This is a genomic window from Dysosmobacter sp. Sow4_B12, assembly GCF_052116665.1.
Taxonomy (GTDB): Bacteria; Bacillota; Clostridia; order Oscillospirales; family Oscillospiraceae; genus Oscillibacter.
This window is the reverse complement of sequence record NZ_JBQKKR010000001.1, coordinates 614,053-635,605: the sequence shown is the minus strand read 5'-3', so window position 1 is coordinate 635,605 and position 21,553 is coordinate 614,053. Positions and strand designations below refer to the sequence as shown.

Below are 21,553 nucleotides of genomic sequence, written 5' to 3'. Positions count from 1 at the left end.
CCGGACCTGCTGACAGCCCTTGGCTACCAGGTGATACGGATCGGGCGCTATCACACCACCAAAGAGATGGATAGCCTGCGCATCAAAAACCACCGCACCTGGTACCGCTATTCCGAGAAGGTTGGCGGGGACGCCATTACCTTCCTCCAGCATTTCTGTGGAAAGAGTTTCCCGGAGGCGGTGGAGTATCTGCTGGTCTTCCATGGCCGCACACGGGACTCTCCCGCCGCGCAGCCGGAACATCAGCGCCCCACTGCCAGTGAAGAATTCTCCAAACCCTTTAAACTGCCTGCTGCCCATGGAGATCAGCGTCGCGTCTTTGCCTATCTGCGAAAACGCGGCATCGCATCTCAGGTCATCCGGTCATTCATTGCCGACGGCCTGCTGTATGAGGATGCTCAGCACCACAACTGTGTGTTCGTGGGCTATGACGAAACCGGCAAAGCCGTCTTCGCCAACCAGCGCGGGACCTATGACCAGGGCGGCAACAGCTTCAAGGGCGATGTCCCCGGCAGCGACAAGTCCATCGGGTTCCGCCTGCCATACGATTCCGACAGCGATACGGTGTTCGTGTTTGAAGCTCCCATCGATCTGATGAGCTACTGCACACTGCACCGTAGTCTACGCGGAAATGCAGTGGCGCTTTGCTGCCTCCATGACGGTGCGCTGGCAACCTATCTGCGGGAACATCCCCGGCTCCGGCACATTGAACTGTGTCTGGACAATGACCGCTGGGGCCAGGCGGCCGCAAAGCAACTGCAGGAGACCTATTCGGCCAAGGGCTTCACCGTATCCCGGCAACTTCCGCCCCAGGGCAAGGATTGGAACGAATATCTGCAAAAAAGAACACCGGAAAGGGGGCGGTGATCAAGAACTGAAATCATATTCTGCGTGAAATCAAAACCAGAATCTATAAGGAGGACCAACTGAATTGAAAGAAAAGACAAACCTTCAGCATTACAGCCATAAGCGCCTGCTGGCCGCGCTGCTCACGGTGGTCATGCTGTTCTCCCTGATGCCCACGGCCTTCGCCGGGCAGGTCAACAGCTATCATGACCCCGCCGAACACTGGATGCAAGCCAGCAACCGCACCAATGAGCTGGACATCAACTCCGTCGTGACCCATGAGACCTTCTACTGCGCCACCTGCAAACAGAACGCGGACTTCACCATTTGGCGGGTACCGGAGTACACCCGCTCCGGTGAGACAGCCCTCAATCGGAACGTGAAGTATTCCAACGGAATGTGCATTGATGAGGAGACCGTGGGGAATCTGGACGCCGGTATCCCCGGCGAGAACGCCTACTACACGGGGTATCACTGGACCAAATCCGTCTGCTCCAACTGCGGCGCATTCAACTCCAACGAAACCGCAGGCGCTCCCTATGCGTGGAACAAGAATGTCTATGTTCTGCATGACTGTGCCGAGCGGTTCATGGAGGACCTGCCGGAAACTGTGACTTACGAGTACACCGACAGTAAGTACCACACCGTCACCACCAAGAGTGGTGAGTACTGCGTGTTCTGCTACGGAACCAACTATGAGACCTCCTCTCGTCTGGAACGGCACGATCTGGAAACGGACATTCTGCCCCAGCCTGCCAACGGCCGCTTTGCCGTCGTGGACCACTGCACCCTCTGTGATTACCGGAAATATGAGTACATCACCGCCAAGAGTGTTGTGGCCGACTATTACGGCGTGGTAGACGGCCAGCCCCATACCCTCACCGTCACCGATCTGTCTGAGGCGGGTGTGCGGACGCAGATCCGCTATGGTAGCAGCGCCGACGCCTGTACCCTGACCTCCGCTCCCAACTATACGGAAGAAGGCCAGTACACCGTTTACTATGAGATCACCTACACCTACGACGGTGTGGATATGACCGAAAACGGCGTGGCCTATGTCTGGCTCCGTGACACCCAGCCCAGCGAGGATGGCTCCTGCGGCTGTGGCTGCGGCGACCCTAACTGCGGCTGTCAGGATAAGGACTGTGACGGAAACTGCTGTTCTGACAAGGGCTGTGGCGAGGATCACCACTTCATCCTGCTGGACAGCACCCCTGCCACCTGCCTGTCCCTGGGCTATGACCGCTACCTCTGCACCGAGTGCGGCAAGATTGAGAAGCGGGACTATGTGGACTCCCTGGGCCATGCATGGCAGGGCGTTGTTGTCCGGGACGCCACCTGCGAGACCGATGGCAAGCTGCTGGAGATCTGTTCCCGCTGCGGCCAGGTCAAGGTGACGGCCACCCCCAAGGACGAGCATGACTTTGTGACCTACACCGTATCCGCCACCTGCACCAGTCCCGGCTACACCGTCCGGGAGTGCGAGAACTGCGGTGAGCGCCACATTGAGGACATCACCCCGGCTCTGCCCCATAACTACAAAGCGCACACCATCCCCGCCGCCTGTGAGACCGGCGGGCGCACCATCCATCTATGCGATGGCTGCGGCAGCTCCTTCGTTACCGACTACACCGATCCTCTGGGCCATAGCTGGGATGAGGGGACACTTATCACCAACGCCACCTGCACCGGCGAGGGCGTGATGGAATACCGCTGTGTCCGCTGCGGCTATCACCGCCTGGAAGGTGACGCCGCAAACGGCCACGTTCCCGGCGACCCTGCCACCTGCACCCAGCCCCAGCTCTGCGCCAAGTGCGGAGCTGTCATTGAAAACGCGCTGGGTCATGATTATAAGAGCGAAGTGACTTCGTCCACCTGCACCGAAATGGGCTATACCACCTATACCTGTTCCCGCTGCGGCGACACCTACAAGGGCGACTACACCGACGCCGTCGGTCATAAGCCCAGCGACTGGATCATCGACAAGGAACCCACCACCAGTTCCGAGGGCAGCAAGCATATCCATGCTCACATGCTGTTCAATTCCATCAATACCATGACGGGCGAAAAGTACCACAGCAATGCCCAAAGCTACTACCAGCAGATCCGGGCCATCTCAGACCGCCTTTGCCGCGAACACGGGCTATCTGTCATCATGTCCGGTGAGCCTGCCAAGGCGGTCAGCTACGTTGAGTGGCTTCGGCAATCCAAAGGCCAACCCACATTCCGTTCTATGCTGGAGGCGGATCTCCGGGAGGCCATTGAGGATGCCAATGACATCGGCCACTTCTTCCTGCTCATGGAACACAAGGGCTATGAGATCCACCATGGTAACCGCCTTGGCTTTCGCCTGCGGGGACAGGAACAGTTTATGTACCCGGAGCGAAAGGACAGGCAATTTTCAGAGGACGGCATCCGCGCCGCTATCGCAGGAAATCTGGAGGCCATTGAGGATGGTAAGCGGCCTGCCGTGATTTCCCGCCCCAGGTACCAGCCATACCGAAAGCGTCCGAAGTACACCGGCTTTCTGGCGCTCTATGTCCATTACCTCTATCTGCTGGGCAAAATCGGGCAGCGGCAGTACCCACCCAGGATGACGCCGCATTTACGGAAAGCCGCCATGGAATTTGACGCCTACCGGGGGCAGTTTGCATTTCTCCGTGAAAACGGCATTACCACGCCTGCGGATATGGATGCCTTTCAAGCCCGCACAGAGGAAACGCTGGCCAAACTGATGAAGCAGCGCACCATCCTCAATGTGCGGAAAAAGGAGCGCCGGAGCCTGTATACGGCATTGGCAGACGCGGATGTTCTGGCCCCCAGCAAGGCGCTCTATCAGGACGGGCTTACAGGAATGGAAAATGAGTTTGAAAAATACATGGAAGCTGTGACATTGCTGGAAAACCGCGGTATTCCCAGAGAGCGTCTGACTGCTGAAAAGGCGGAGCTGTATAAACAGCTTGCTGAAGTAAACCGGGAAATCCGCACCCAGCGCCGGAAACTCAAGCTGTGCCAAGAGATCCGGCAGGGCCTTCCCCAGATGGAGCAGGACATTGAAAGAACAGAAACGAGAGAAAGCGGGGTGAAACGAGATGAACATTGGAGGCGGTGAAGCAGCCGATCAGATGGTACGGATGATGCTCTCCGGCGGAGAGGTAGCCGTCCGGCTGTCCGGATCGGCGGCAAAGAACCTGCTGGCCATGTCGCTGGCTTTGGCGAAAAGCCATAAAAAGCTGTCCGGCAAGGTTCGTATGGGTAAAATGCTGCAGGAAACACGGGACATCCGTGTGTTCCCTATGACCCCGGAACAGTATCATGCATTCCGCAAGACGGCTGGCCGTCAGAAACTGCTGTATGCGGCGATCAAGGATATGGATGACAAAGGTAGGCTGGTGGATGTGGTCATGCCGGTGACGGAACTGGATCGGGCCAATATGATTTTCAAGCGCATGCTGTATCAGCTGGAAAAGCCCAAGCAGCAGCGAGAGGAACCGTCACAGGAAAAACAGCCCGAAACGCCAAAAAAAGATTCTCGGTCGGAACGAGACTCGCCCGCTACCAGCATCAGCTCTCCTACACGCGCAGAGAGCGCGGCGAGGATGACGAGTGAGCGGCCCTCGGTGGAAGGGCGGCTAAAAGCCTATCAGGCGCAGCTCGACAGACAGCGGCAGTCCGCTCCGGCCAGGCAGAAGGAAAAAAACAAATCTCAGGGAAAAGCAAAATGAAACCAATCAAGGGTCGCACCGAAGTCGGTGCGACCCTCCTCATTATTTAGGAGGTGACAGCCACTGAAGCAATCCCCCAGAGCAGGCGACCGGATTGTTGGCCAGTTTCTGTATATTCCTGTGGTCTGGGCGGCGCTGCTCATTGCACAATCTCTCGGCGGCGGCCTGCCGGACCTTATCAAAAACCTGACCTCCGCCTTGCAGTCGCCATTGGATATTCACTGGACGCAGTACAGCATGATGTCCATTCTGGCCTGTAGCGGTTTGTATATCATGGGCATCTGTCTCTATCAGTCAACTCAGGGCCGCACCCGTGACGGTGAGGAACACGGCTCCGCGCAATGGGCGTCGCCCAGGCAGGTCAACGCCATGTTCTGCCAGAAACAGAGCAAAATCCTGACACAGCACGTCAAGCTGGGACTGGATACACACAAGCACCGGCGTTCCCTGAATATTTTGGTCATCGGCGGTTCCGGAGCAGCCAAGACCCGCAGCTATGTCCTTCCCAATATTCTGGAAGCAAACACCAATTATGTAATCACTGACCCGAAAATGGAGATCCTGACCGCCACAGGCGGGTATCTGAAACAAAAGGGCTACGATGTCCGCGTTCTGAATCTTGTGAATCTGGAACAGTCAGATGGGTATAACCCCTTCTGTTACCTGCGGGACGAAAAAGACGCCCTTCGGTTGGTGAACAATCTCATTCAGGCTACCACGCCCAAGGGAAGCCATGAATCCGATCCGTTCTGGACCAAAGCCGAAACAGCGCTGCTGCAGGCCATCATCCTCATGCTCTTTCAGGAAGCTCCGGAACAGGAGCAGAACTTCTCCATGGTCATGCGGGTGCTGGAATATGCGGAAGTGAAGGAAGAAGATGAAGAATATGTCTCTCCGCTGGATCTGCTGTTCAATGCCATAGAGCGGGAAAACCCGACCAGCGTGGCGGTGCGGCAGTACAAGGTATTCAAAATGGCGGCCGGCAAAACAGCCAAGAGTATCCTGGTAAGTACAGCAGTCAGACTGGCGCCCTTCAATCTGCCCCAGATCCAGGCCATCACGGATCACGACGATATGGACCTCTATACCCTGGGCGAAAAGAAATGCGCCCTGTACGCGGTGATCCCGGACAATGATACGACGTATAACTTCCTGGTCAGCCTGCTCTATTCGCAGGTGTTCCAGACGCTGTACTACTGTGCCGATCAGGTCCACCACGGCCCGCTGCCCCAGCATGTTCACTTCGTACTGGACGAGGCGCCCTCAGTCAACCTGCCAGGGCTGCCCCGCGAGCTCAGTACCATGAGATCCCGCAATATTTCGTGCAGCACCATCATCCAGAACATGGCGCAAATCAAGGAATTGTTCAAGGACTCATGGGAAACAATCCCAGGAAATTCAGACAGCCTGCTGTATCTGGGCGGCAACGAATCCAGCACCCATAAGTACATCTCAGAAGCCCTGGGCAAGTCCACCATTGACACGAAAACCCACGGCGAAACAAAGGGCCGCTCCGGATCGTGGTCCACCAATATGCAGATCAGCGGAAGGGAACTGCTGACGCCGGACGAAGTGCGGCGTCTGGACAACCGCTATGCGATCCTGCTGATTCGGGGGGCGGGGCCTGTTATGGACCTGAAGTATGACCTGAACAAGCACCCTGCCATCCGATACACCTCGCTGGGCGGCGGACCGCCCTATATCCATCATGGAACGAGCAATACACCGGCGATTACTGGACATGAACTCTTCGCGGCATTTTCCGCCGATGAAAACAACGATAATAAGGAGAATGTAGCATGAACCATAAATTTGAAAAACGGGTAAAGCGCATCTACGCACTGTTTGCCTGCTTTGTGCTGGCTATGGCCGTAACTATTTGCCCTGCCTTTGCCGCGGACGATCCTCTGACGGTGGTCAATAATCTGAGTGATTTCATTTTTTCGCTCATCCGCGCTATCGGCATGATCCTGCTTGGCTTCGGCATTTTGCAGATCGGCCTGTCCCTCAAGAGCCACGATCCCTCTCAGCGGGCCAACGGCATGCTGACCGTGGCAGGCGGCATCGTCATCACCTTTACCAAGGAGATTCTCACCCTCATCACCGGCTGAAAAAAATGGCCGGGTGCATCAAACCATGCACCCGGTCATTCGTTTTACAGTAAAGACCGATAGTCCCTGCGGGCATATAAAATTCTGCGGATCTGTACGGTATCTCCGACAACCACATAAAAAACCAAATAGTTCTTGACGATAAGATAGCGGTAACCCTTGGCAGCCAGTGCCAGATCCTTCGGCTTTGGGCAGCGTTCCGGCATTCTTGACAGACTGGCGATCTCTTCAACCAGCAGATCATAATATTTCAGAGCGGCATCCGGGGACAATGTATTCAGATACCCGATGACTTCCTCCAAGTCCTGCTTGGCCGTGGGAAAAATCTTGACTTTATAAGCTTCCATGGACACGCCCCCGCAAAGACTTGGCCAGCGTCAGGAAGTCCTCACCCTCTGCGCCGGAGGCAATTTCCTGTTCGGCTACCGCCAGCTTACCATAGAGGTCAATAAGTGCTTGCTGACGCTCATACTCCTCCATGCTGATGACCACCATATCGCCGGTTCCGTTGCGGGTAATGTAGACCGGCTCACCGGTCTGACGGCAGAAGTCTGAAATCTCGTTGGCACTGTTGCGCAGATCGGAAATGGGACGAATACTCGGCATAAAAGCACCTCCTTGTTTCAATCATAGTATAGCAAAATTATGAGTAAATATCAACACGAATTACAAAGAAGGTGAAATCATAGGAAGTGGAAACTGGATCATAGACAATCTCAACTCCGCCCTCGCCACATGGAATGATAAACTGGCCGAAATCTGGACGCTCCTCTCCACATCGCCCGAGAATTTCAAAGGCGGTGGAATCTGGACGGTGATCGTAAACATCAACGACGCACTGAAAGCCATTGGCTATGCGCTGTTGGTGCTGTTTTTTGTAGCAGGCGTTGTGAAAACCTGTGGCAGCTTTACGGAACTGAAACGGCCGGAGATGGCCCTCAAGACCTTTGTGCGGTTCGCGCTGGCGCAGGCAGCGGTCACCTACGGCATGGATCTGATGATGTCCCTGTTCAGCATTGCCCAAGGCACCATCTCCACCATCATGGGCGCATCCGGTCTGACAACCATGTCCGTCACTGAACTGCCGGATGAAATGGTGACCATCATTGAAAATGTGGGCTTTTTGGAGAGCATCCCACTGTGGGCGGTGACGCTGCTGGGGTCCCTGTTCATTTGGGTGCTGTCGCTTGTCATGATTCTGACGGTGTACAGCCGATTTTTCAAGCTCTACATGGCCACGGCCATTGCTCCCATTCCACTGGCCAGTTTCGCAGGACAGCCCTCCAGCAGCATTGGCGTTGCTTTTGTAAAAAGCTACGCCGCCATCTGTCTGGAGGGCTGTGTCATTGTTTTGGCCTGTGTCATTTTCTCGCAGTTCGCCGCAAGCCCGCCCGCCATTGCGGACGATACGCTGGCTGCGGCCACGATTGTGTGGAACTATATCGGAGAACTGATTTTCAACATGCTGGTGTTGGTGGGGGCAATCAAGATGAGTGACCGGCTGATTCGGGAACTGATGGGGCTGGGTTAATCCCAAAGGCTGTCCATGCGGACAGCGGACTCGCCATTTCTACGGGCCTCCCGCACCCGGTCTGCAAACAGCTCCATATCTGTCCGGTCACAGCGGAGCCGGCTGATGATGGCCGAGATCTTCCGAATCAGGGAGATCACCCAAGACAGCAGCACCAGTCCCAGCAGGACATACCAGATGCCTTCGGCCAGGGCCTGATGGCTGTAAAACCAGTCGTGGAGCAGCGTAGGAACGATGAACGCGTACAGTAGCGGGATCGCCAGCCGGAATACAGCGGCCAGGCGGAATGCAACAGAGAGCGCAAGGACTCCCGCACCGAGCATGAAATACAGCATTGTCACAACCTCCTCTATTTCCCTGATGGTTTGTGGCATGTTAGCATACCCCGGCAGAGATTGCAAGTCTCTGTCTGGCGATAATTGAGAACGAAAATGGAGGTGAACTCATATAGAGGTACGCATCAACAAGGAAGTCAGAAATTATCAGGAGAGCCTGTTTTTCGGGCTTTCGCTCCGTCAGCTCATTTTCGCCCTGCTGGCCGTTGCCGTGGCTGTGGGCGTTTACTTCGGCCTGCGCACAGTCGTCGGCACCGGCGAGATCGGCTGGGTCTGTGTGCTGGCGGCCTTTCCCTTCGCCCTGGGCGGCTTTTTCCAGTACAACGGCATGACACTGGAGCAATTCATTCTTGCCTATATTCGTTCGGAATTTTTATATCCTCACAGGCTCGTCTTCAAATCGGACAATTTATACGCAAAAGTCTTCCCATCCTCGCAGGCGCAACCGTAAACCGCAAGGATCGGCACCGCATCGGGCATGCCGGAGCAGTCGATGACCTGGCTCTTGAGGTACTTGGTGCCGGTCACGCGGAAACCGCCATCGACCTCTTCGACGGTGCAGCCGGCCTTTTTCAGGACGTTGATGAATTCCTTCTCGCCTGCGTAGTCGTTGATGTTCAGGTTCAGGAAGGTTGCCGTGGAATTGGTAATAGCAGTTGCAAAGGCGGGATAGCCGCTGCTGCCCCAGTCGCCGGGGATCACAAAGTCGGTGGCGTGGTACTTTTGGCCACCCAAGATCTTGTAGTGGCGGAAGTTATCATTGACTACTTCGACGCCGGCCTGCTTCATCATGCCCATCGTCATATCCACATAGGGGATCTCCAGAGTCTCACCATCGATGTCGATGTCGATGTCACCCTCCATCAGGGAGCCGATCATCATCAGGCCGGTGTACCACTGGGAATTGTGGCCCGGGAAGGTCAGCCGCTGGCCTCCCTTGATGCCGCCCTTGATCCAAAGGGGAGCCAGGCCGTTGTCGCGGGTGGAGACGATGGAGGCTCCGAGCTTGTTTGCGGCCTCAACCAGGGGACCGGCCGGACGATAGCAGATCTGATAGTCGCCGGTCATGACGCACTTGGAAGGGATGCTGGCAGCGAGCCAGGTGCAGCAGTAGTAGCCGGTGCCGGAGTTGCCTGCGTTGAGCACATTGATGGGCTGCTTGAGCTTGCCGCCGGTGCCTTTGACGCGCCAGAGGTTTTCGTCGGAAGTGTCAAACTCTGCGCCCATATCCTCCAGCATGTGCAGGATGGAGTAGCTGTCCAGATTGTGAAGGGGATTCTTGATGGTAGACTCGCCGTCGGCAAGCGCGCCGAGGATCAGGCCCCGGGCCGTGCCGGATTTGTTGCCCGGAATGGTGATGGTGCCGCTAAGCTTATCAGTCTTGTTCACTAAGAATTTCATGTGCATTACCCTCCGTTTATATTGTTTTTCATAGCTACAGTATAAAGGAGGAAACGCAAAAAGAGAAACTGTTTTGATATATATATATTTATAACAAATGCCTATAAATATCTGAAGGCTTGCTTTAAAATATCGCAATTCAATGGTATAATATAAAAAATTATAGAAATCTTTCTGTTTGGAGGCTGACGGGATGGACATCAATCAGATTCGAAGTGCCGAAATGATCGCGCGTTGTGGAAACTTCTCCAAAGCGGCGGAACGCCTGTATATCACCCAGCCGTCCTTATCCCAGCAGATCCACCGTCTGGAAGAGGAGCTTGGCTTTGTTCTGTTTGATCGCACCACCCGATCTGTCAAAGTAACGGAGAAGGGCGAGACTTTTTTGCAGCATGCCTCCGCACTGCTGAGCGCCTACGAGCGCCTTCTCGAGGAGGTCGAGCACCTGCGCGGCTCTACAGGCCGATCCCTCCAGGTGGGTGTCCTGCCAACCTTCACCCATCTTAACCTGCTCGATACGCTTCATCAGTTTCAGACCCATCAGGAGGATGTTTCGGTCAATCTTCAGATTTATAACAGTAGCGCTTTGATCGACCACCTTTTGTCCAATCAGCTTGACGTCGTGATCGCAAACATCTTTTCCGATCAGTTGCAGAGCCTGGGCAAAAACACGGTCCTGACGCCCCTTTCCCGGGACTGCATTCACGTGGTGCTTCATGAAAAGCATCCTCTCGCAGATCGTTCCGCCATTCGGATTGAGGATCTGAATCATCGCAACATCATCATGCTGAATAAAACATCCAGCATTCGCAGGCACATGGATACCGCGCTGACGGAGGCAGGAGTCGTCCCCGCCAGGGTGTATGAGTGCCCTGCGATCCACAGCATGGAAGGTATGATCCAGTCCAACGTCGGCGTCGGTTTTCTGTCCTCCCGCGTGGCGGCACGGTATGCGGTCCCGCCAATTATCAGCCGCCCTCTCCTGCCGGAGATCCCCACCATGACTGCTGTGCTGTATCGAAAAAACGCCCAAGAGATCGAGCTTTTGGACGAATTCTGCCGCTTTATTCTGGACTCGGCAAGATAGGAAACATCGGGGACGCCCCATAAGCTGGAGCTTCGAGGAAGTGGACGAGAAGTTGCACGGCATCATGAAGGGCAGATAATGGATGGGTCAAGCCCCGCGTAAACCAGCAGTTGATCCAAGGAAGAGAACCGGGAGATATTGCCGATTTCGCTCAAAATCGCTGCTGTCAGGCCAGTGCCAATTCCAGGGATGGATGTCAGCTGGGGATCAAATTTTTTGAGAAGTGATGCAATTTGCTTTTCCAGCGAATCCGCCTGGTCAGTCAGAGACAGGATATGTTCTAGCAACAACAACGATGAATTTTGGATTCGGCAGGGAAAATTTCCTTGCCGGATCCGTTATTTTTCCCGGATCAAGATACGAGGGTACAGGCTGAGCAGATAGCCGTCCACACCGTCGGCTGTATAGTAGACAGAATCAGCCGATTTCTCGCTTGCCCGGACTGCTGCCCGGAAATTGACGGCACAGCCGTTCTGGATGCTGCCGTCCCGGTTGTGCTGGACGGGGTTCTCGTACATGCCGGTCATAGGGTAGCCCGAATCTTTTCCCAGAGTAATCCCCAATATTTCAAACTGCTCCGGGCAGTATTTTTGCAAAAAGGTGATGGGTACCCCCATCACGCCGTCGTAGTCGGCGGGGATGGCGTCGGAGAAGGGCACCTCAAGAGCGTCATAATTAATGACTACTGAACAATGGCCCATTTTTGTTTAGGTGAGAGAAGTGCTGGCAAAAACGCAAGTAGTTGCAAAATGGCGCACTGAATCTTGCGGAGATTCAGCACCAGAACGGACATGGCAATCACATGGGCAGCGGTTTCCCGCAGTTTTGCGGTGACCAGCCCCATGCCGCATTTGCGCTTTGCCAGACTGAACCTGCGCTCCACTTCCACACGCTCGCACTCATCCCGGTAATCCTGAGCTTTGTCTCTGGTTTCTCCCTTCCTGGGGCGACCCAGTGCCGGACCGGAGAGCCGGATTCCGTGCGCCTTGCAATAGTTGAGATTCTCACGGTTTCGGTAGATCTTGTCCGCCAGAATGCGGCTGGGGTAATGCCCTTCCCGCTCCCGGACCGGTTCTGCCATCTCCTGCAGATTTCCAGCTTCGTTGTAGGCATCAAAGGAGCAGCATTCCAACCGTGTCCACCCATCCACAACACTGATGTCCAGCTTTGCGCCAAACTCCACCGGCTTGCCTGCTTTTCCTCATACAATGGGACGAATAAAGGGCTGGTTCACACTGACGATTCTGTCACTCACACGGTGGGTGTTGTTATCGTACATGTACTTCTGCTGTTCATAGATGGTGCGGATCGTATTCAGACGTTCCACCTGTTTTATGGTCAAAGATTTTCCAAGAGATAGTTTTTCATCAACGGCATCAAGGTCACGCCGGAGGTAGGCCAACTGTTTTCCAATTGCTTTGCGGGTCATCTTGGCAGTATGCTTGCGGCATCTTGTGTATTTCAGGTAATCTTTCCGGGCACGCTGGCGGTAAGTCCGGGGCTTCTTTCCGCCTGCGGGATCATGGAGAACATCCAGAAGCATCTCGGCGTTCTCTCTGGCCTCATTGAGTAAAGAAACATCCTGGGGATAACGGATATTGGACGGCGCGCAGGTGGCGTCCACAATCATAGTGCCGCTGTTTCCGCCAGTTCCCGGGTGGTCATCAGAGTCATCACCATCATCCTTGGATTCTGCCTCTTTTGCCTGACGCTCCTTTGCGTCCCGCACGATCATCTCATTGATCTCACCCAGAACTTCCGGCGTCAACCGTTTGCGGAAGTACACCATCAGGGATGGGTCAAAGGGCAGTTTTTCGTCATCATAGCCGGGATAGCCGCAGAAGTACTGCAGGTACGGGTTCTCCTGGATTTGCAATGCAGTCTCCTCATCGGAATAGCCATATTCCGCCTGAATGATGCAGGCACCCAGAGCCAGGCGCAGCGGTTTGGCTACGTTGCCCTTGCGGTTGGTAAACAGCGCAGCGTACCGCTTCTCAATCTCCAGCCACGGGATTGTCTGTGCTTTTTTCACCCACCGGTTGCTCTCTTTCAGATTCATGCCGACTGGCTGCTTGAAATCTGCCAAGCTGATCTGACCATTGCTGTAACGATACATAGCTGTCCTCCAAGTGCAAGGTTTTTGCCTGATTCTTGCGTTTTTTGATACTCTTATTATATCACAAATCAGCCTCAACAGCTTGCACTGTAAGGATTTTTCAATTATTCAGCAGACATTAATTAGGGTCTACTGAACGGGGCGAAAAGCAGAAAAAATCCAGTAATATCAATGGATTGAGGCTCATAACCAGTGGGTCAACTGCAAGCCTGTTTTTGCTTTGCTTGAAAATAATCTTGCAGATACCAAAGTCAGTACAACAGGCTACATTTTTACAGGTGTGTAAAGCTCCTGTTTATCTTCGCAATTTTGTTGATTTCGGCATATTTTTTTGGCTATTCTGACATATAATTTGCGATTCTCTCAAAATAGTCAGTCATTCAGTAGGCCCTAATTATCATAATGGAGGTAGCCGTTCACCCGGATTTTCCTGTGTCGGCTGAATTGAAGATTCTCCGCTATGGTCCGCAACACCAGCAGTTGGTGCCGCCGCCCGTAATCCAGGTTGGTAAACCACAACACTCCAGGGATGCGCATCAGCCCCGCCTGATGTTCCGTGGCCGCGGAGGTGTCCGGACAGGGGCTCTCAAAATACCCGGCGTTCCGTTGAAATCCCTTTCCCAGCCAAATCTTGTTCGCTTGGATGAGAGGGAAGATCTCTTTGCAGGTCAAGGCGTTCTGATCCCCGATGATGAGGAACTGCTTGTCTGCCTCCATGATCCAGGCCAGAAATTCCCGAAATAAGGAAAAGGCGGGGTTGGTACCGCTTTTCCAAAATTGCCTTTTTCTCAGGCGTCAGGTAGAGAGCGAATTTTTCTTTCTTGCTCAAAATAGCTCCTTTCCGGGGCATGACCCCTATTTTTTTCTTGTGGGAGTAGGCTTTCTGGGATGACGACCGCAGAAGTGATAGCCCCCCTTCGATTTTGACCCCACTTTGGAACTCCCCGAAAACTCCCGCAACTGCCCGCACTGCGGGCAGAAGTGACCGAACAGGGCGTCGCGCTTGACGCCTGTTTTTTATCCCGCTATACGCAGGAGCGAACTTGCTCCGCATCCCGGAGAAGCCGATTCGTGTGCAGACCCTCCTGCGGAATATTTTCGAGATGACTTTTGACAAGATGGATCGTGCCACGCAGGAGGAACGTTTTGAAAAGCTGCGGAGAGTATATCCTGACATCGCGGAGGCCTGCGATCCGGCTCGGCTGAACGGCATTCCCGAACGTGGTCGGTCCTTTGTGGTCTCTTCGCTGCTTGACCTTCGACTTCTGGAACTGACGCTCTACTTCCAGCAGGACACACAGCGGATCGCCCGGTGCGAATACTGCTGGGGTTACTTTGTCCCGAGAACAAAAAAACTCAACCTGTACTGTGACAGAGTGACTGACGGTTATCGCTGCAAGGATCGAGGCTCGAGATTTAGCAGAAATCGAAAAAAGGACCAGGACGAGGCGCTTCTGATCTGCGACCAGATGCGTGACCGTATGTATGAGCGCTTCCTGCGCTACCAGGAAGCCGCGCCAAACGAACGCGGCAGCTTACTTCCCATGGACCATGACCAGTACAACGCTTGGAGTGAGAACGCCCGCTTAAGTTGGTCAGCCAAAGCATATGCAACATGCCTTCCGAAGTCGCCGCTGATGCAGAGAAAAAGCTGAAGGCGTTTGAGTAATTCAATCGCGATAGCGCTACATGTAATAAAAGCATTACAATAGCATACCAGAAATAGGATGTACATGATACCTATCGTATTCTCTGATTTACTTCACGCACATTCGATGGAATATCCAAAACGCTTTTAAGCTAATCCTAACTGTATTTCAAAAAAGTGATTACAATTGTGGTCAAAGCATTGAGCTCAAATTATTCCTGATTAGCTTAAACAAAATGAAATTCTCTTCCTTTTTCTTGTGTGAAGTACAGAAAAAGCAGTTTTTCCGAAATGATTCACATGTGGTCAAAATAAAGGCGTAGCGTTAAAAAGTATTGAAAAAGTTATAAAAACAGCCATTTTCAGGAGAAAATAGCTGTTTTTTTATGGTCCGAGATGGGAGACTCGAACTCCCGGCCTGATGGTCCCAAACCACCCGCGCTACCAACTGCGCTAATCCCGGTTATTGACTTTTTTCGTTCTTAGAAAGTTTTTCTTGTCTGTGGTCATTTATGTGGTCAAAGCGGTTTCTTGGTCCGGTTTCGCAGCCGGTGCAAATCCCGCAAACGCCCGTGTTGCAAGGGCTTCCGGGCTTTGGCTGTTCCCATCGTGGATAGAAAGACCTATGCTCCCAAAGCAAGCGCGCTACCAACTGCGCTACACCCGGATACATCCAATTATTATAGCAGGTGATTGCGCGTCTGTCCAGTCTGCAATTGTACTACTCTTCGAGTACAATACAGTTTACAAACCCAGTCTTTGATGTGCAGGCATCTAATGCAATAATGCCGTTGCCATAAAACGGGGTGAAAACTGCATCGGAGCCGAACTCGGAGCCGTTATGATCGATCTTGGAATGACCATATGAAGTGTGCCAGTGTCCACATACGATCACCTTATCTTCTTCATAGACCGTAGCGTAAGCTGCCATGCCGTTCACCCAGCGGGCATTCTTCCATAAATCATCTGAGGCTTTGCGCCAATCACTGATGTGACTATATCCATGGCGCTCTCGGAAACAAGGAATCCAGCCATGTACGAAGACATAGTGTTCAGTCTCATAGAAATCACGCATTGCAGGGATGATTTTTTGATAATAGATTGTCTGCTGAGCTGCCTCCGCAAAATCGTAGTGACGGATTGTGGCGATCACAGGATCAAACCCGGACAACTGAAGAGCGGTATCATAGGTTCCATTGCTTATATGATGATTTAATCCAATCCCTTTATCAACAGTTACGAGATCTTCATACAGATCCTCATGATTACCCCGTATGAGTATGACAAGGTCCTTGTCCATGAGATCGGATATGAATGCTTCTAATTCTTTGGCCTCTTTACCGCGATCAAAGAGATCCCCAAGAACAATGAGTTTATGTGGTTGCTGATCCGCAAAAAAGCCGGCCTGATTCAGAGCGGCAATCAACTGCGAATGAAAGCCATGTATGTGCTTTGAAGAGGAAATCACCTGCGATGAAAGCGGAGACCTCTTCATTATTGTGCCGCTTCTGAAGGAGCACTATATCATGCTGCGTCGGAATCTGCTTTACACGGCAGTGACCAGAGCGAAGGCGAAAGTGATCCTGATTGGGCAGCGACAGGCAGTTTACATTGCGATCCACAAGTGTGATGTGGGTCAAAGGAATACCGTCCTTGCTGATCGAATCGTGGCGTACTATAACCGCGAGATGAGCAAGCGAGTGGCGTAATTTTTTGGGAAACGGGGTGGTCACAAGCCACCTCGTTTCTACATTTATTATGAAAGGGCGAAATAACGTGAGTGAATTGAATGTAAATGCGATCCCTGCTATCAATGCTGTCGATGGCTTCAACCCGGCGGACTTTGTAAGGATTACGGTGGGCGATGAGGGTGAGAACGATCTCTACCTCGATGTAAAATACCGCCTTTTGTGGTTCCGACTGCACCGTCCGAATGGGAAGATCGAGCCTGAGATCGTGCAATTGGACGATAAGAGTGCAGTTGTGTGCTGTAAGGTCTACGCGGACAAAACCGATCCTGCCGATCAGTTCATTGGGAAGGCGTACTCACAGCGTTTCTCGACAGAGGAACGCTTCGGGGACCGGTTCCTGGAGATTGCGGAGACGGTTGCCAAAGGCAGAGCCCTGGCAGATGCGGGATATGGTACTCAGTTCTGTATGAATGGTGAGGCCTTAACCAGCATTATCGCTGATGCACCTATCAAGATGCCGCCCGATGAGGAAGAGGATCATCCTGGTAGCGTTGCGGTGAGTTTTACAGCAGCGCAGCCGGCTACTCCGATCCCTGCTCCAAAGCAGCAGGTAAAGCCCCAAGCGCAGCCTCCTGCTGAACCACCGAAAGCACCTGCACCGGAGCCCCCGAAGACTGTGGATGAGTACCTGCAGGTCATGACTGTAGATCAGGCTAAGATGGTGAAAATCGACTTTGGGAAGTTCTCCGGCTGGACGCTCGGGGATATTGCAATGAAGAGCCCTGGCGATTTGGCTTGGTATGTCAAGAACTACTCTGGTCATAATCTCGCGCTGAAAGCGGGAGCAATCAAGCTCCTAGAGGCGGCAGGCCAAATGGCAAGCTGAAGAATCCCCAATGAGGGAGGTGGTCTTTGATGGGCAGAATACCTGATCTGCCATGTGATATTGAGCAGGTAGTGGACTTGCTTGGTATCGAGGTCATACGGGATACCGGCACACAGTTACACTGCCGATGCCCATTTTGCGCAGACCGAAAAGCTCATTTGAATGTGAAGATCCGAGACAATGTGTTTCGATGCAATCGCTGCGGGAAAGGTGGAGGTATCCTCCACCTTTACGCAGAGTTCTGCGATGTCTCACTCCATACTGCCTATGAGGAACTCTGCAAGGTATTTGGCTCCGAGAGTGGAGAAAATGCCCGAGTGCATAGTCCGAAGCGAAGAGTGATTGAGACGGTGGAGTTGCCAATTGCATCAGCCGAAGTCCGGGATAACACCTACTCCAATCTCCTTTCTCTGCTTTCTCTGTGTCCTACGCATCAAGCCTCCTTACGAGAGCGCGGCCTGACCCTTGATGAGATTGAGCAGTTGGGCTATCGCACAACTCCGACAATAAGGCTCAAACGCATTGTAACGGAGTTATTAGAGCGTGGCTGTGTTCTGGATGGTGTCCCGGGATTCTATTGCCAGAAAGAGACTGGACAATGGACTCTGGACATCAGAGGGTCTGGCATTATGATTCCCGACCGCAATTTTAATGGTCAGATTGAGGCAATACAGGTTCGGCTGGATCGGGTTTATAATCAGAAATTCTATAACTTGACCAGCGTGGATAAGTACTATGGAACCCCAGCCAGATGCTGCCCTCATTATGTCGGAGTTCAAGAAGGCGACGAAGTCGTCTGCGTGACTGAGGGTGTAATGAAGGCGGATCTTGCCTATCACTTCGCACTTGGAAGCCAATATGAGTGTGGTTTTGCAGGCCTTACTGGTGTGCCGAGCTATTCTCAGTACGAGAGGCTTCTTCAGGAACTAAGTGAATTGGGGGTTCAAAGGTTGAATATCATGATCGACTCTGACTATCAGGACAACGACAAGGTAAGAACAGCGCGGGATCGCTATATCGAACTCGGAGCTGAAGCTGGCTTTGAAGTGGCTCCCATTACTTGGAGTCGGAGGCAGAAAGGAATTGACGACTTATACAAGCATCTATTTCGAAGTAAATGATTTGATGGGGCTGCAGTGCATGAGTACTGCAGCCCCAGGCGTTAGGAGTGATTGAGAATGATACCAAAAATCCAGCAAGAACGGCCCAACGTAATAAAGCGCTATTACTGTTCAGCATGCGGGACAAAGTTACAGCATAGTGAGGATGTCAATCAAGAGTCGTGGCGGTTCTGCCCAATGTGTGGGGAACAGATTGAGTGGGACAAAGTTGCAGATGTGGTCTGGGAGGAAAAGTCCTGTGACATCTGTGGAGGATGGCTCATCAAGAAGCACCCTTTAGGCTTTTGGTATGCTTCCAGTGACTACATCGGCGAAAACACATGCCGTACATGTTGGTTGGAGGAATGCTGTACCACCAATTGCCTATCCTGCCAACGCAGGCATTATCCGGACTGCGAATGGGTCAATTTGAAACAGTTTTATCTTGAGGAGGAGCAGCATGGAGATTGATATTTACTTAGATGATTTGAAGCCGGAAGTTCAGAAACGAGTTCTTCGTGAGTTGGGACTCAAGTCTGCGAAGGATGGTAACTACGATGTGTTCCCTCTGTTTACTTTAGTGAGTGCTCAGACGGGGCAGGACGAGTGATCAGGATATATCGGAGGATAGAAGATGGAAAACAGAAATGAAGTAAAAATCGGAGAAGGCACCTATATCGTGGAGCGATCCTTCACGCCTGGTAAAAGCGTAAAGGATTTGCTTGTCCAGCGTCTGATTTCTGAAAAGAAAAAGGACGATGCGAAGAAAAACGATGACTTCACCGAAATTGCATAAAGGCATAATCGCCCCCAAAGGGCAAAAAAGGCTGAACACCGCTGGTGTTCAGCCTTTTTTAGTAGTGGGTCATGTATCGTCTGTGATATAGTATTTAATATGAACTGGGTACATCAACCTCAGCGGCAGCTTCCATCTTGAACTTATCCATAGCGGCGCGGGCCTCGGGAACGTTGATCTTGTTGGAATTCTTGCTAGACATAATCTGTTTCTCCTTTTCATCAATCATACTTGCTGGTTCTCTGGGTATCGCGAGCATAGTTTGACTCGAAAAAAGGGGGAATATGCTGTTTTTTCGTTGGAAATTTTCTCCGCGAATATGCAGCGTCAGACAAAATGAAAAAGGAGCGAAAGAGATGCAGCGCAACACGCTGGGACTGGTGCATGAATTTTTGCGGCGGCACGTGAAAGAGGGAGACTTCTGCATCGACGCCACGGCGGGCCGGGGCCGGGACACCGCCCTGCTGTGCCGCCTGACCGGGGAGCGGGGGACGGTTTTGGCCTTTGACATCCAGCGGGAGGCGGTGGAGGAGACCCGGACCCTGCTGGAGCGGGAGGGGCTTTCCGCCCGGGTGGTGCAGGACAGCCACGCCAATATGGAGCGGTACGCCCGGCCGGAGAGCGTGGACTGCGTGGTGTTCAACTTCGGCCGCCTGCCGGGAGGCGATCCCACTATTTTCACACTGGCGGACAGCTCCGTGGCAGCCATCGACGCGGGGCTGCGGCTGCTGCGGCCCGGCGGCGTCATGGCCATTGCCCTCTATTACGGAAAGGAGAACGGCTATGAGGAGCGGGACGCCGTGCTGGCGCACCTGGCGTCCATCGACGCCCGGGCGTACACAGTGCTGTGCTGCCAGTGGAGCAACCGCCGCGGCGAGCCGCCCATGCCTATTTTCATCTGGAAGGAGAGCGGGACCGCTGAGACGGAGAAAACCGCAGGGGCCTTGTCCGAGACCCGATTTACAAACGCGTGATTTCTTGGTATGCTGGTAGAGGCAAGAAAACAGCATCACCGCATCTATTGAGAAAAGAAAAAGAAAGAGAGTGTTTGTCTATGAGCCGAATGGTTGGTACTGTATCCAGGGGCATTCGCGCCCCCATCATCCGCAGCGGGGATGACCTGGTGGAGATCGTCACTGCCTCCGTGCTGGAGGCTGCCGCTGACGACGGCTTCACCATCCGGGACCGGGACGTGGTGGCCATGACCGAGGCCATCGTGGCCCGTGCCCAGGGCAACTACGCGTCTGTGGACGATATTGCCGAGGATGTCCGCGCCAAGCTGGGGGGCGAGTGCGTGGGCGTCATCTTCCCCATTCTCAGCCGTAACCGCTTCGCCATCTGCCTGCGGGGCATCGCCAAGGGCGCCAAAAAGATCGTTTTGATGCTCAGCTATCCCTCTGACGAGGTGGGCAACCATCTGGTCAGCCTGGACGCCCTGGACGAAAAGGGCGTGGACCCCTACCGGGACGTGCTGACGCTGGAGAAGTACCGGGAGCTGTTCGGCTATGAAAAGCATCCCTTCACCGGCGTGGACTATGTGGCGTATTACGAATCCCTCATCCGGGAGTGCGGAGCGGAGGCGGAGATCATCTTCGCTAACGACCCCCGGGCCATCCTGGACTACACCAAGGATGTCCTCTGCTGCGACATCCACACCCGCGCACGCACCAAGCGGCTGCTGAAGGCCGCCGGCGGCCGGCGGGTGTTCGGCCTGGATGAGATCTTGAACGCCCCTGTGCACGGCAGCGGCTGCAACGAGCGTTACGGCCTTCTGGGCTCCAACAAATCCACGGAGGAGCAGGTGAAGCTGTTCCCCCGGAACTGCCAGCGGCTGGTGGAGGAGATCCAGGAGCGCCTGCTGGAAAAGACCGGCAAGCACGTGGAGGTCATGGTGTACGGCGACGGCGCCTTCAAGGACCCGGTGGGCAAGATCTGGGAGCTGGCGGACCCGGTGGTCAGTCCCGCCTACACCGCCGGCCTGGAGGGCACCCCCAATGAGCTGAAGCTGAAATACCTGGCGGACAACGACTTCGCCCACCTGTCCGGCGAGGCGCTGAAGGCGGCTATCAAGGAGCAGATCCAGAAAAAGGACGGTGACCTGGTGGGCAAAATGGCGTCCGAGGGCACCACGCCCCGCCGCTTGACGGATCTGATCGGCTCCTTGTGCGACTTGACCTCCGGCTCCGGCGATAAGGGAACGCCCATCGTTTATATCCAGGGATACTTCGATAACTATACCACGGAGTAAAGCGGCAAAGCCCCCGGCACCATGCGGTGCCG

At 53.7% G+C, this 21,553-nt stretch carries 27 protein-coding genes, 1 tRNA gene and 1 pseudogene; 17 read left to right on the top strand and 12 right to left on the bottom strand.

Annotated features, from left to right (window positions below):
- Positions 1–30 precede the first annotated feature (30 nt).
- The 5 genes from ACTQ4R_RS03300 to ACTQ4R_RS03280 all read left to right on the top strand — a co-directional run bounded on the left by ACTQ4R_RS03300 (position 31) and on the right by ACTQ4R_RS03280 (position 6,682).
- The gene (locus tag ACTQ4R_RS03300) at positions 31–867 is read left to right on the top strand and encodes a DUF3991 domain-containing protein (RefSeq protein WP_441625795.1); all 837 of its coding nucleotides are present in this window, start codon (positions 31–33) and stop codon (positions 865–867) included.
- A gap of 64 nt (positions 868–931) precedes the next feature.
- Positions 932–3,958: a relaxase/mobilization nuclease domain-containing protein gene (locus ACTQ4R_RS03295; protein WP_441625793.1), complete on the top strand. Its 3,027-nt coding sequence runs from the start codon at positions 932–934 to the stop codon at positions 3,956–3,958.
- Positions 3,959–3,971: 13 nt separating this feature from the next.
- A complete protein-coding gene (locus ACTQ4R_RS03290; protein ID WP_441625791.1) occupies positions 3,972–4,571 on the top strand; it encodes a DUF3801 domain-containing protein in 600 nt (199 codons plus the stop codon).
- 120 nt (positions 4,572–4,691) lie between these two features.
- Positions 4,692–6,374: a VirD4-like conjugal transfer protein, CD1115 family gene (locus ACTQ4R_RS03285; RefSeq protein WP_441625789.1), complete on the top strand. Its 1,683-nt coding sequence runs from the start codon at positions 4,692–4,694 to the stop codon at positions 6,372–6,374.
- Positions 6,371–6,682, top strand: a complete 312-nt coding sequence (locus tag ACTQ4R_RS03280; RefSeq protein ID WP_441625787.1) for a formate hydrogenlyase — start codon at positions 6,371–6,373, stop codon at positions 6,680–6,682. The genes ACTQ4R_RS03285 and ACTQ4R_RS03280 overlap by 4 nt, the downstream gene beginning before the upstream one ends.
- Before the next feature lie 44 nt (positions 6,683–6,726).
- On the opposite strand, the gene ACTQ4R_RS03275 is transcribed toward ACTQ4R_RS03280, so the two are convergent.
- Positions 6,727–7,029, bottom strand: coding sequence for a type II toxin-antitoxin system RelE/ParE family toxin (locus ACTQ4R_RS03275; RefSeq protein ID WP_441625785.1), 303 nt, complete (start codon positions 7,027–7,029; stop codon positions 6,727–6,729).
- Positions 7,016–7,288, bottom strand: a complete 273-nt coding sequence (locus tag ACTQ4R_RS03270) for a type II toxin-antitoxin system Phd/YefM family antitoxin (protein WP_441625783.1) — start codon at positions 7,286–7,288, stop codon at positions 7,016–7,018. The genes ACTQ4R_RS03275 and ACTQ4R_RS03270 overlap by 14 nt, the downstream gene beginning before the upstream one ends.
- Positions 7,289–7,367: 79 nt before the next feature.
- Between ACTQ4R_RS03270 and ACTQ4R_RS03265 the strand changes: the two genes are divergently transcribed.
- Entirely contained in the window at positions 7,368–8,213 is an 846-nt protein-coding gene (locus tag ACTQ4R_RS03265; RefSeq protein ID WP_441626012.1) for a hypothetical protein, read from the top strand.
- On the opposite strand, the gene ACTQ4R_RS03260 is transcribed toward ACTQ4R_RS03265, so the two are convergent.
- Positions 8,210–8,548 (bottom strand): molecular chaperone GrpE, encoded by a 339-nt coding sequence (locus tag ACTQ4R_RS03260; protein ID WP_441625781.1) that lies wholly within the window; start codon positions 8,546–8,548, stop codon positions 8,210–8,212. The two genes, ACTQ4R_RS03265 and ACTQ4R_RS03260, sit on opposite strands and share 4 nt — an antisense overlap.
- A gap of 112 nt (positions 8,549–8,660) precedes the next feature.
- Here ACTQ4R_RS03260 and ACTQ4R_RS03255 point away from each other — a divergent pair, with 112 nt between their 5' ends.
- Positions 8,661–8,999, top strand: coding sequence for a PrgI family protein (locus ACTQ4R_RS03255; protein WP_441626009.1), 339 nt, complete (start codon positions 8,661–8,663; stop codon positions 8,997–8,999).
- On the opposite strand, the gene ACTQ4R_RS03250 is transcribed toward ACTQ4R_RS03255, so the two are convergent.
- On the bottom strand, positions 8,930–9,949 hold the full coding sequence (locus ACTQ4R_RS03250) for a 3-phosphoshikimate 1-carboxyvinyltransferase (RefSeq protein WP_441625779.1): 1,020 nt from the start codon (positions 9,947–9,949) through the stop codon (positions 8,930–8,932). The genes ACTQ4R_RS03255 and ACTQ4R_RS03250 overlap by 70 nt on opposite strands.
- A gap of 193 nt (positions 9,950–10,142) precedes the next feature.
- Between ACTQ4R_RS03250 and ACTQ4R_RS03245 the strand changes: the two genes are divergently transcribed.
- Positions 10,143–11,036, top strand: a complete 894-nt coding sequence (locus tag ACTQ4R_RS03245) for a LysR family transcriptional regulator (protein ID WP_441625777.1) — start codon at positions 10,143–10,145, stop codon at positions 11,034–11,036.
- Positions 11,037–11,098: 62 nt separating this feature from the next.
- Here ACTQ4R_RS03245 and ACTQ4R_RS03240 read toward each other — a convergent pair whose 3' ends face one another.
- The 5 genes from ACTQ4R_RS03240 to ACTQ4R_RS03220 form a co-directional block, all read right to left on the bottom strand.
- Entirely contained in the window at positions 11,099–11,323 is a 225-nt protein-coding gene (locus tag ACTQ4R_RS03240; protein WP_441625775.1) for a transposase, read from the bottom strand.
- Between the two features lie 51 nt (positions 11,324–11,374).
- Positions 11,375–11,737: an adenine-specific methyltransferase EcoRI family protein gene (locus ACTQ4R_RS03235; protein ID WP_441625773.1), complete on the bottom strand. Its 363-nt coding sequence runs from the start codon at positions 11,735–11,737 to the stop codon at positions 11,375–11,377.
- Positions 11,719–12,219 (bottom strand): transposase, encoded by a 501-nt coding sequence (locus ACTQ4R_RS03230; RefSeq protein WP_441625771.1) that lies wholly within the window; start codon positions 12,217–12,219, stop codon positions 11,719–11,721. The genes ACTQ4R_RS03235 and ACTQ4R_RS03230 overlap by 19 nt, the downstream gene beginning before the upstream one ends.
- An 18-nt stretch (positions 12,220–12,237) precedes the next feature.
- Positions 12,238–13,152 carry a transposase gene (locus tag ACTQ4R_RS03225; RefSeq protein WP_441625769.1) on the bottom strand — a complete coding sequence of 305 codons (915 nt, stop codon included), beginning with the start codon at positions 13,150–13,152 and terminating at the stop codon, positions 12,238–12,240.
- A gap of 390 nt (positions 13,153–13,542) precedes the next feature.
- Complete coding sequence (locus ACTQ4R_RS03220) at positions 13,543–13,869, bottom strand: adenine-specific methyltransferase EcoRI family protein (protein ID WP_441625767.1); 327 nt, start codon at positions 13,867–13,869, stop codon at positions 13,543–13,545.
- 356 nt (positions 13,870–14,225) lie between these two features.
- Here ACTQ4R_RS03220 and ACTQ4R_RS03215 point away from each other — a divergent pair, with 356 nt between their 5' ends.
- A complete protein-coding gene (locus ACTQ4R_RS03215) occupies positions 14,226–14,807 on the top strand; it encodes a hypothetical protein (protein WP_441625765.1) in 582 nt (193 codons plus the stop codon).
- Between the two features lie 380 nt (positions 14,808–15,187).
- Here the strand turns inward: ACTQ4R_RS03215 and ACTQ4R_RS03210 are convergent.
- Positions 15,188–15,263 (bottom strand) — tRNA-Pro (locus ACTQ4R_RS03210).
- Between the two features lie 258 nt (positions 15,264–15,521).
- Positions 15,522–16,226, bottom strand: a complete 705-nt coding sequence (locus tag ACTQ4R_RS03205) for a metallophosphoesterase (protein ID WP_441625763.1) — start codon at positions 16,224–16,226, stop codon at positions 15,522–15,524.
- 19 nt (positions 16,227–16,245) lie between these two features.
- On the opposite strand from ACTQ4R_RS03205, the gene ACTQ4R_RS03200 reads away from it, so the two are divergent.
- The 6 genes and pseudogenes from ACTQ4R_RS03200 (at position 16,246) to ACTQ4R_RS03175 (ending at position 19,273) form a co-directional block, all read left to right on the top strand.
- On the top strand, positions 16,246–16,509 hold the full coding sequence (locus ACTQ4R_RS03200; protein WP_441625761.1) for an ATP-binding domain-containing protein: 264 nt from the start codon (positions 16,246–16,248) through the stop codon (positions 16,507–16,509).
- 49 nt (positions 16,510–16,558) lie between these two features.
- Positions 16,559–17,377, top strand: coding sequence for a hypothetical protein (locus tag ACTQ4R_RS03195; protein WP_441625759.1), 819 nt, complete (start codon positions 16,559–16,561; stop codon positions 17,375–17,377).
- Between the two features lie 29 nt (positions 17,378–17,406).
- A pseudogene (locus tag ACTQ4R_RS03190) lies at positions 17,407–17,664 on the top strand (CHC2 zinc finger domain-containing protein); the annotation flags it as partial.
- Between the two features lie 51 nt (positions 17,665–17,715).
- Positions 17,716–18,498 carry a DUF3854 domain-containing protein gene (locus ACTQ4R_RS03185; protein ID WP_441626007.1) on the top strand — a complete coding sequence of 261 codons (783 nt, stop codon included), beginning with the start codon at positions 17,716–17,718 and terminating at the stop codon, positions 18,496–18,498.
- Between the two features lie 439 nt (positions 18,499–18,937).
- Positions 18,938–19,087: a hypothetical protein gene (locus tag ACTQ4R_RS03180; RefSeq protein ID WP_441625757.1), complete on the top strand. Its 150-nt coding sequence runs from the start codon at positions 18,938–18,940 to the stop codon at positions 19,085–19,087.
- 24 nt (positions 19,088–19,111) lie between these two features.
- Positions 19,112–19,273, top strand: coding sequence for a hypothetical protein (locus ACTQ4R_RS03175; RefSeq protein WP_441625755.1), 162 nt, complete (start codon positions 19,112–19,114; stop codon positions 19,271–19,273).
- A 94-nt stretch (positions 19,274–19,367) separates the two neighbouring features.
- Here ACTQ4R_RS03175 and ACTQ4R_RS03170 read toward each other — a convergent pair whose 3' ends face one another.
- Positions 19,368–19,475, bottom strand: coding sequence for a small, acid-soluble spore protein, alpha/beta type (locus ACTQ4R_RS03170; protein WP_441625753.1), 108 nt, complete (start codon positions 19,473–19,475; stop codon positions 19,368–19,370).
- A 154-nt stretch (positions 19,476–19,629) separates the two neighbouring features.
- On the opposite strand from ACTQ4R_RS03170, the gene ACTQ4R_RS03165 reads away from it, so the two are divergent.
- The gene (locus ACTQ4R_RS03165; RefSeq protein ID WP_441625751.1) at positions 19,630–20,247 is read left to right on the top strand and encodes a tRNA (mnm(5)s(2)U34)-methyltransferase; all 618 of its coding nucleotides are present in this window, start codon (positions 19,630–19,632) and stop codon (positions 20,245–20,247) included.
- 80 nt (positions 20,248–20,327) lie between these two features.
- Positions 20,328–21,521, top strand: coding sequence for a coenzyme F420-0:L-glutamate ligase (locus ACTQ4R_RS03160; protein ID WP_441625749.1), 1,194 nt, complete (start codon positions 20,328–20,330; stop codon positions 21,519–21,521).
- Positions 21,522–21,553: the final 32 nt, after the last annotated feature.

Excerpts from the sequence above, each read along its gene's own strand:
- ACTQ4R_RS03180 (WP_441625757.1), top strand. The coding sequence starts at position 18,938 with ATGGAGATTGATATTTACTTAGATGATTTGAAGCCGGAAGTTCAGAAA.
- ACTQ4R_RS03290 (WP_441625791.1), top strand. The coding sequence starts at position 3,972 with ATGGTACGGATGATGCTCTCCGGCGGAGAGGTAGCCGTCCGGCTGTCC.
- ACTQ4R_RS03280 (WP_441625787.1), top strand. The coding sequence starts at position 6,371 with ATGAACCATAAATTTGAAAAACGGGTAAAGCGCATCTACGCACTGTTT.
- ACTQ4R_RS03160 (WP_441625749.1), top strand. The coding sequence starts at position 20,328 with ATGAGCCGAATGGTTGGTACTGTATCCAGGGGCATTCGCGCCCCCATC.
- ACTQ4R_RS03220 (WP_441625767.1), bottom strand. The coding sequence starts at position 13,869 with ATGGAGGCAGACAAGCAGTTCCTCATCATCGGGGATCAGAACGCCTTG.
- ACTQ4R_RS03260 (WP_441625781.1), bottom strand. The coding sequence starts at position 8,548 with ATGCTGTATTTCATGCTCGGTGCGGGAGTCCTTGCGCTCTCTGTTGCA.
- ACTQ4R_RS03275 (WP_441625785.1), bottom strand. The coding sequence starts at position 7,029 with ATGGAAGCTTATAAAGTCAAGATTTTTCCCACGGCCAAGCAGGACTTG.
- ACTQ4R_RS03270 (WP_441625783.1), bottom strand. The coding sequence starts at position 7,288 with ATGCCGAGTATTCGTCCCATTTCCGATCTGCGCAACAGTGCCAACGAG.
- ACTQ4R_RS03165 (WP_441625751.1), top strand. The coding sequence starts at position 19,630 with ATGCAGCGCAACACGCTGGGACTGGTGCATGAATTTTTGCGGCGGCAC.
- ACTQ4R_RS03225 (WP_441625769.1), bottom strand. The coding sequence starts at position 13,152 with ATGTATCGTTACAGCAATGGTCAGATCAGCTTGGCAGATTTCAAGCAG.
- ACTQ4R_RS03195 (WP_441625759.1), top strand. The coding sequence starts at position 16,559 with ATGAAAGGGCGAAATAACGTGAGTGAATTGAATGTAAATGCGATCCCT.
- ACTQ4R_RS03170 (WP_441625753.1), bottom strand. The coding sequence starts at position 19,475 with ATGTCTAGCAAGAATTCCAACAAGATCAACGTTCCCGAGGCCCGCGCC.
- ACTQ4R_RS03175 (WP_441625755.1), top strand. The coding sequence starts at position 19,112 with ATGGAAAACAGAAATGAAGTAAAAATCGGAGAAGGCACCTATATCGTG.
- ACTQ4R_RS03200 (WP_441625761.1), top strand. The coding sequence starts at position 16,246 with ATGTGCTTTGAAGAGGAAATCACCTGCGATGAAAGCGGAGACCTCTTC.
- ACTQ4R_RS03235 (WP_441625773.1), bottom strand. The coding sequence starts at position 11,737 with ATGGGCCATTGTTCAGTAGTCATTAATTATGACGCTCTTGAGGTGCCC.
- ACTQ4R_RS03250 (WP_441625779.1), bottom strand. The coding sequence starts at position 9,949 with ATGAAATTCTTAGTGAACAAGACTGATAAGCTTAGCGGCACCATCACC.
- ACTQ4R_RS03245 (WP_441625777.1), top strand. The coding sequence starts at position 10,143 with ATGGACATCAATCAGATTCGAAGTGCCGAAATGATCGCGCGTTGTGGA.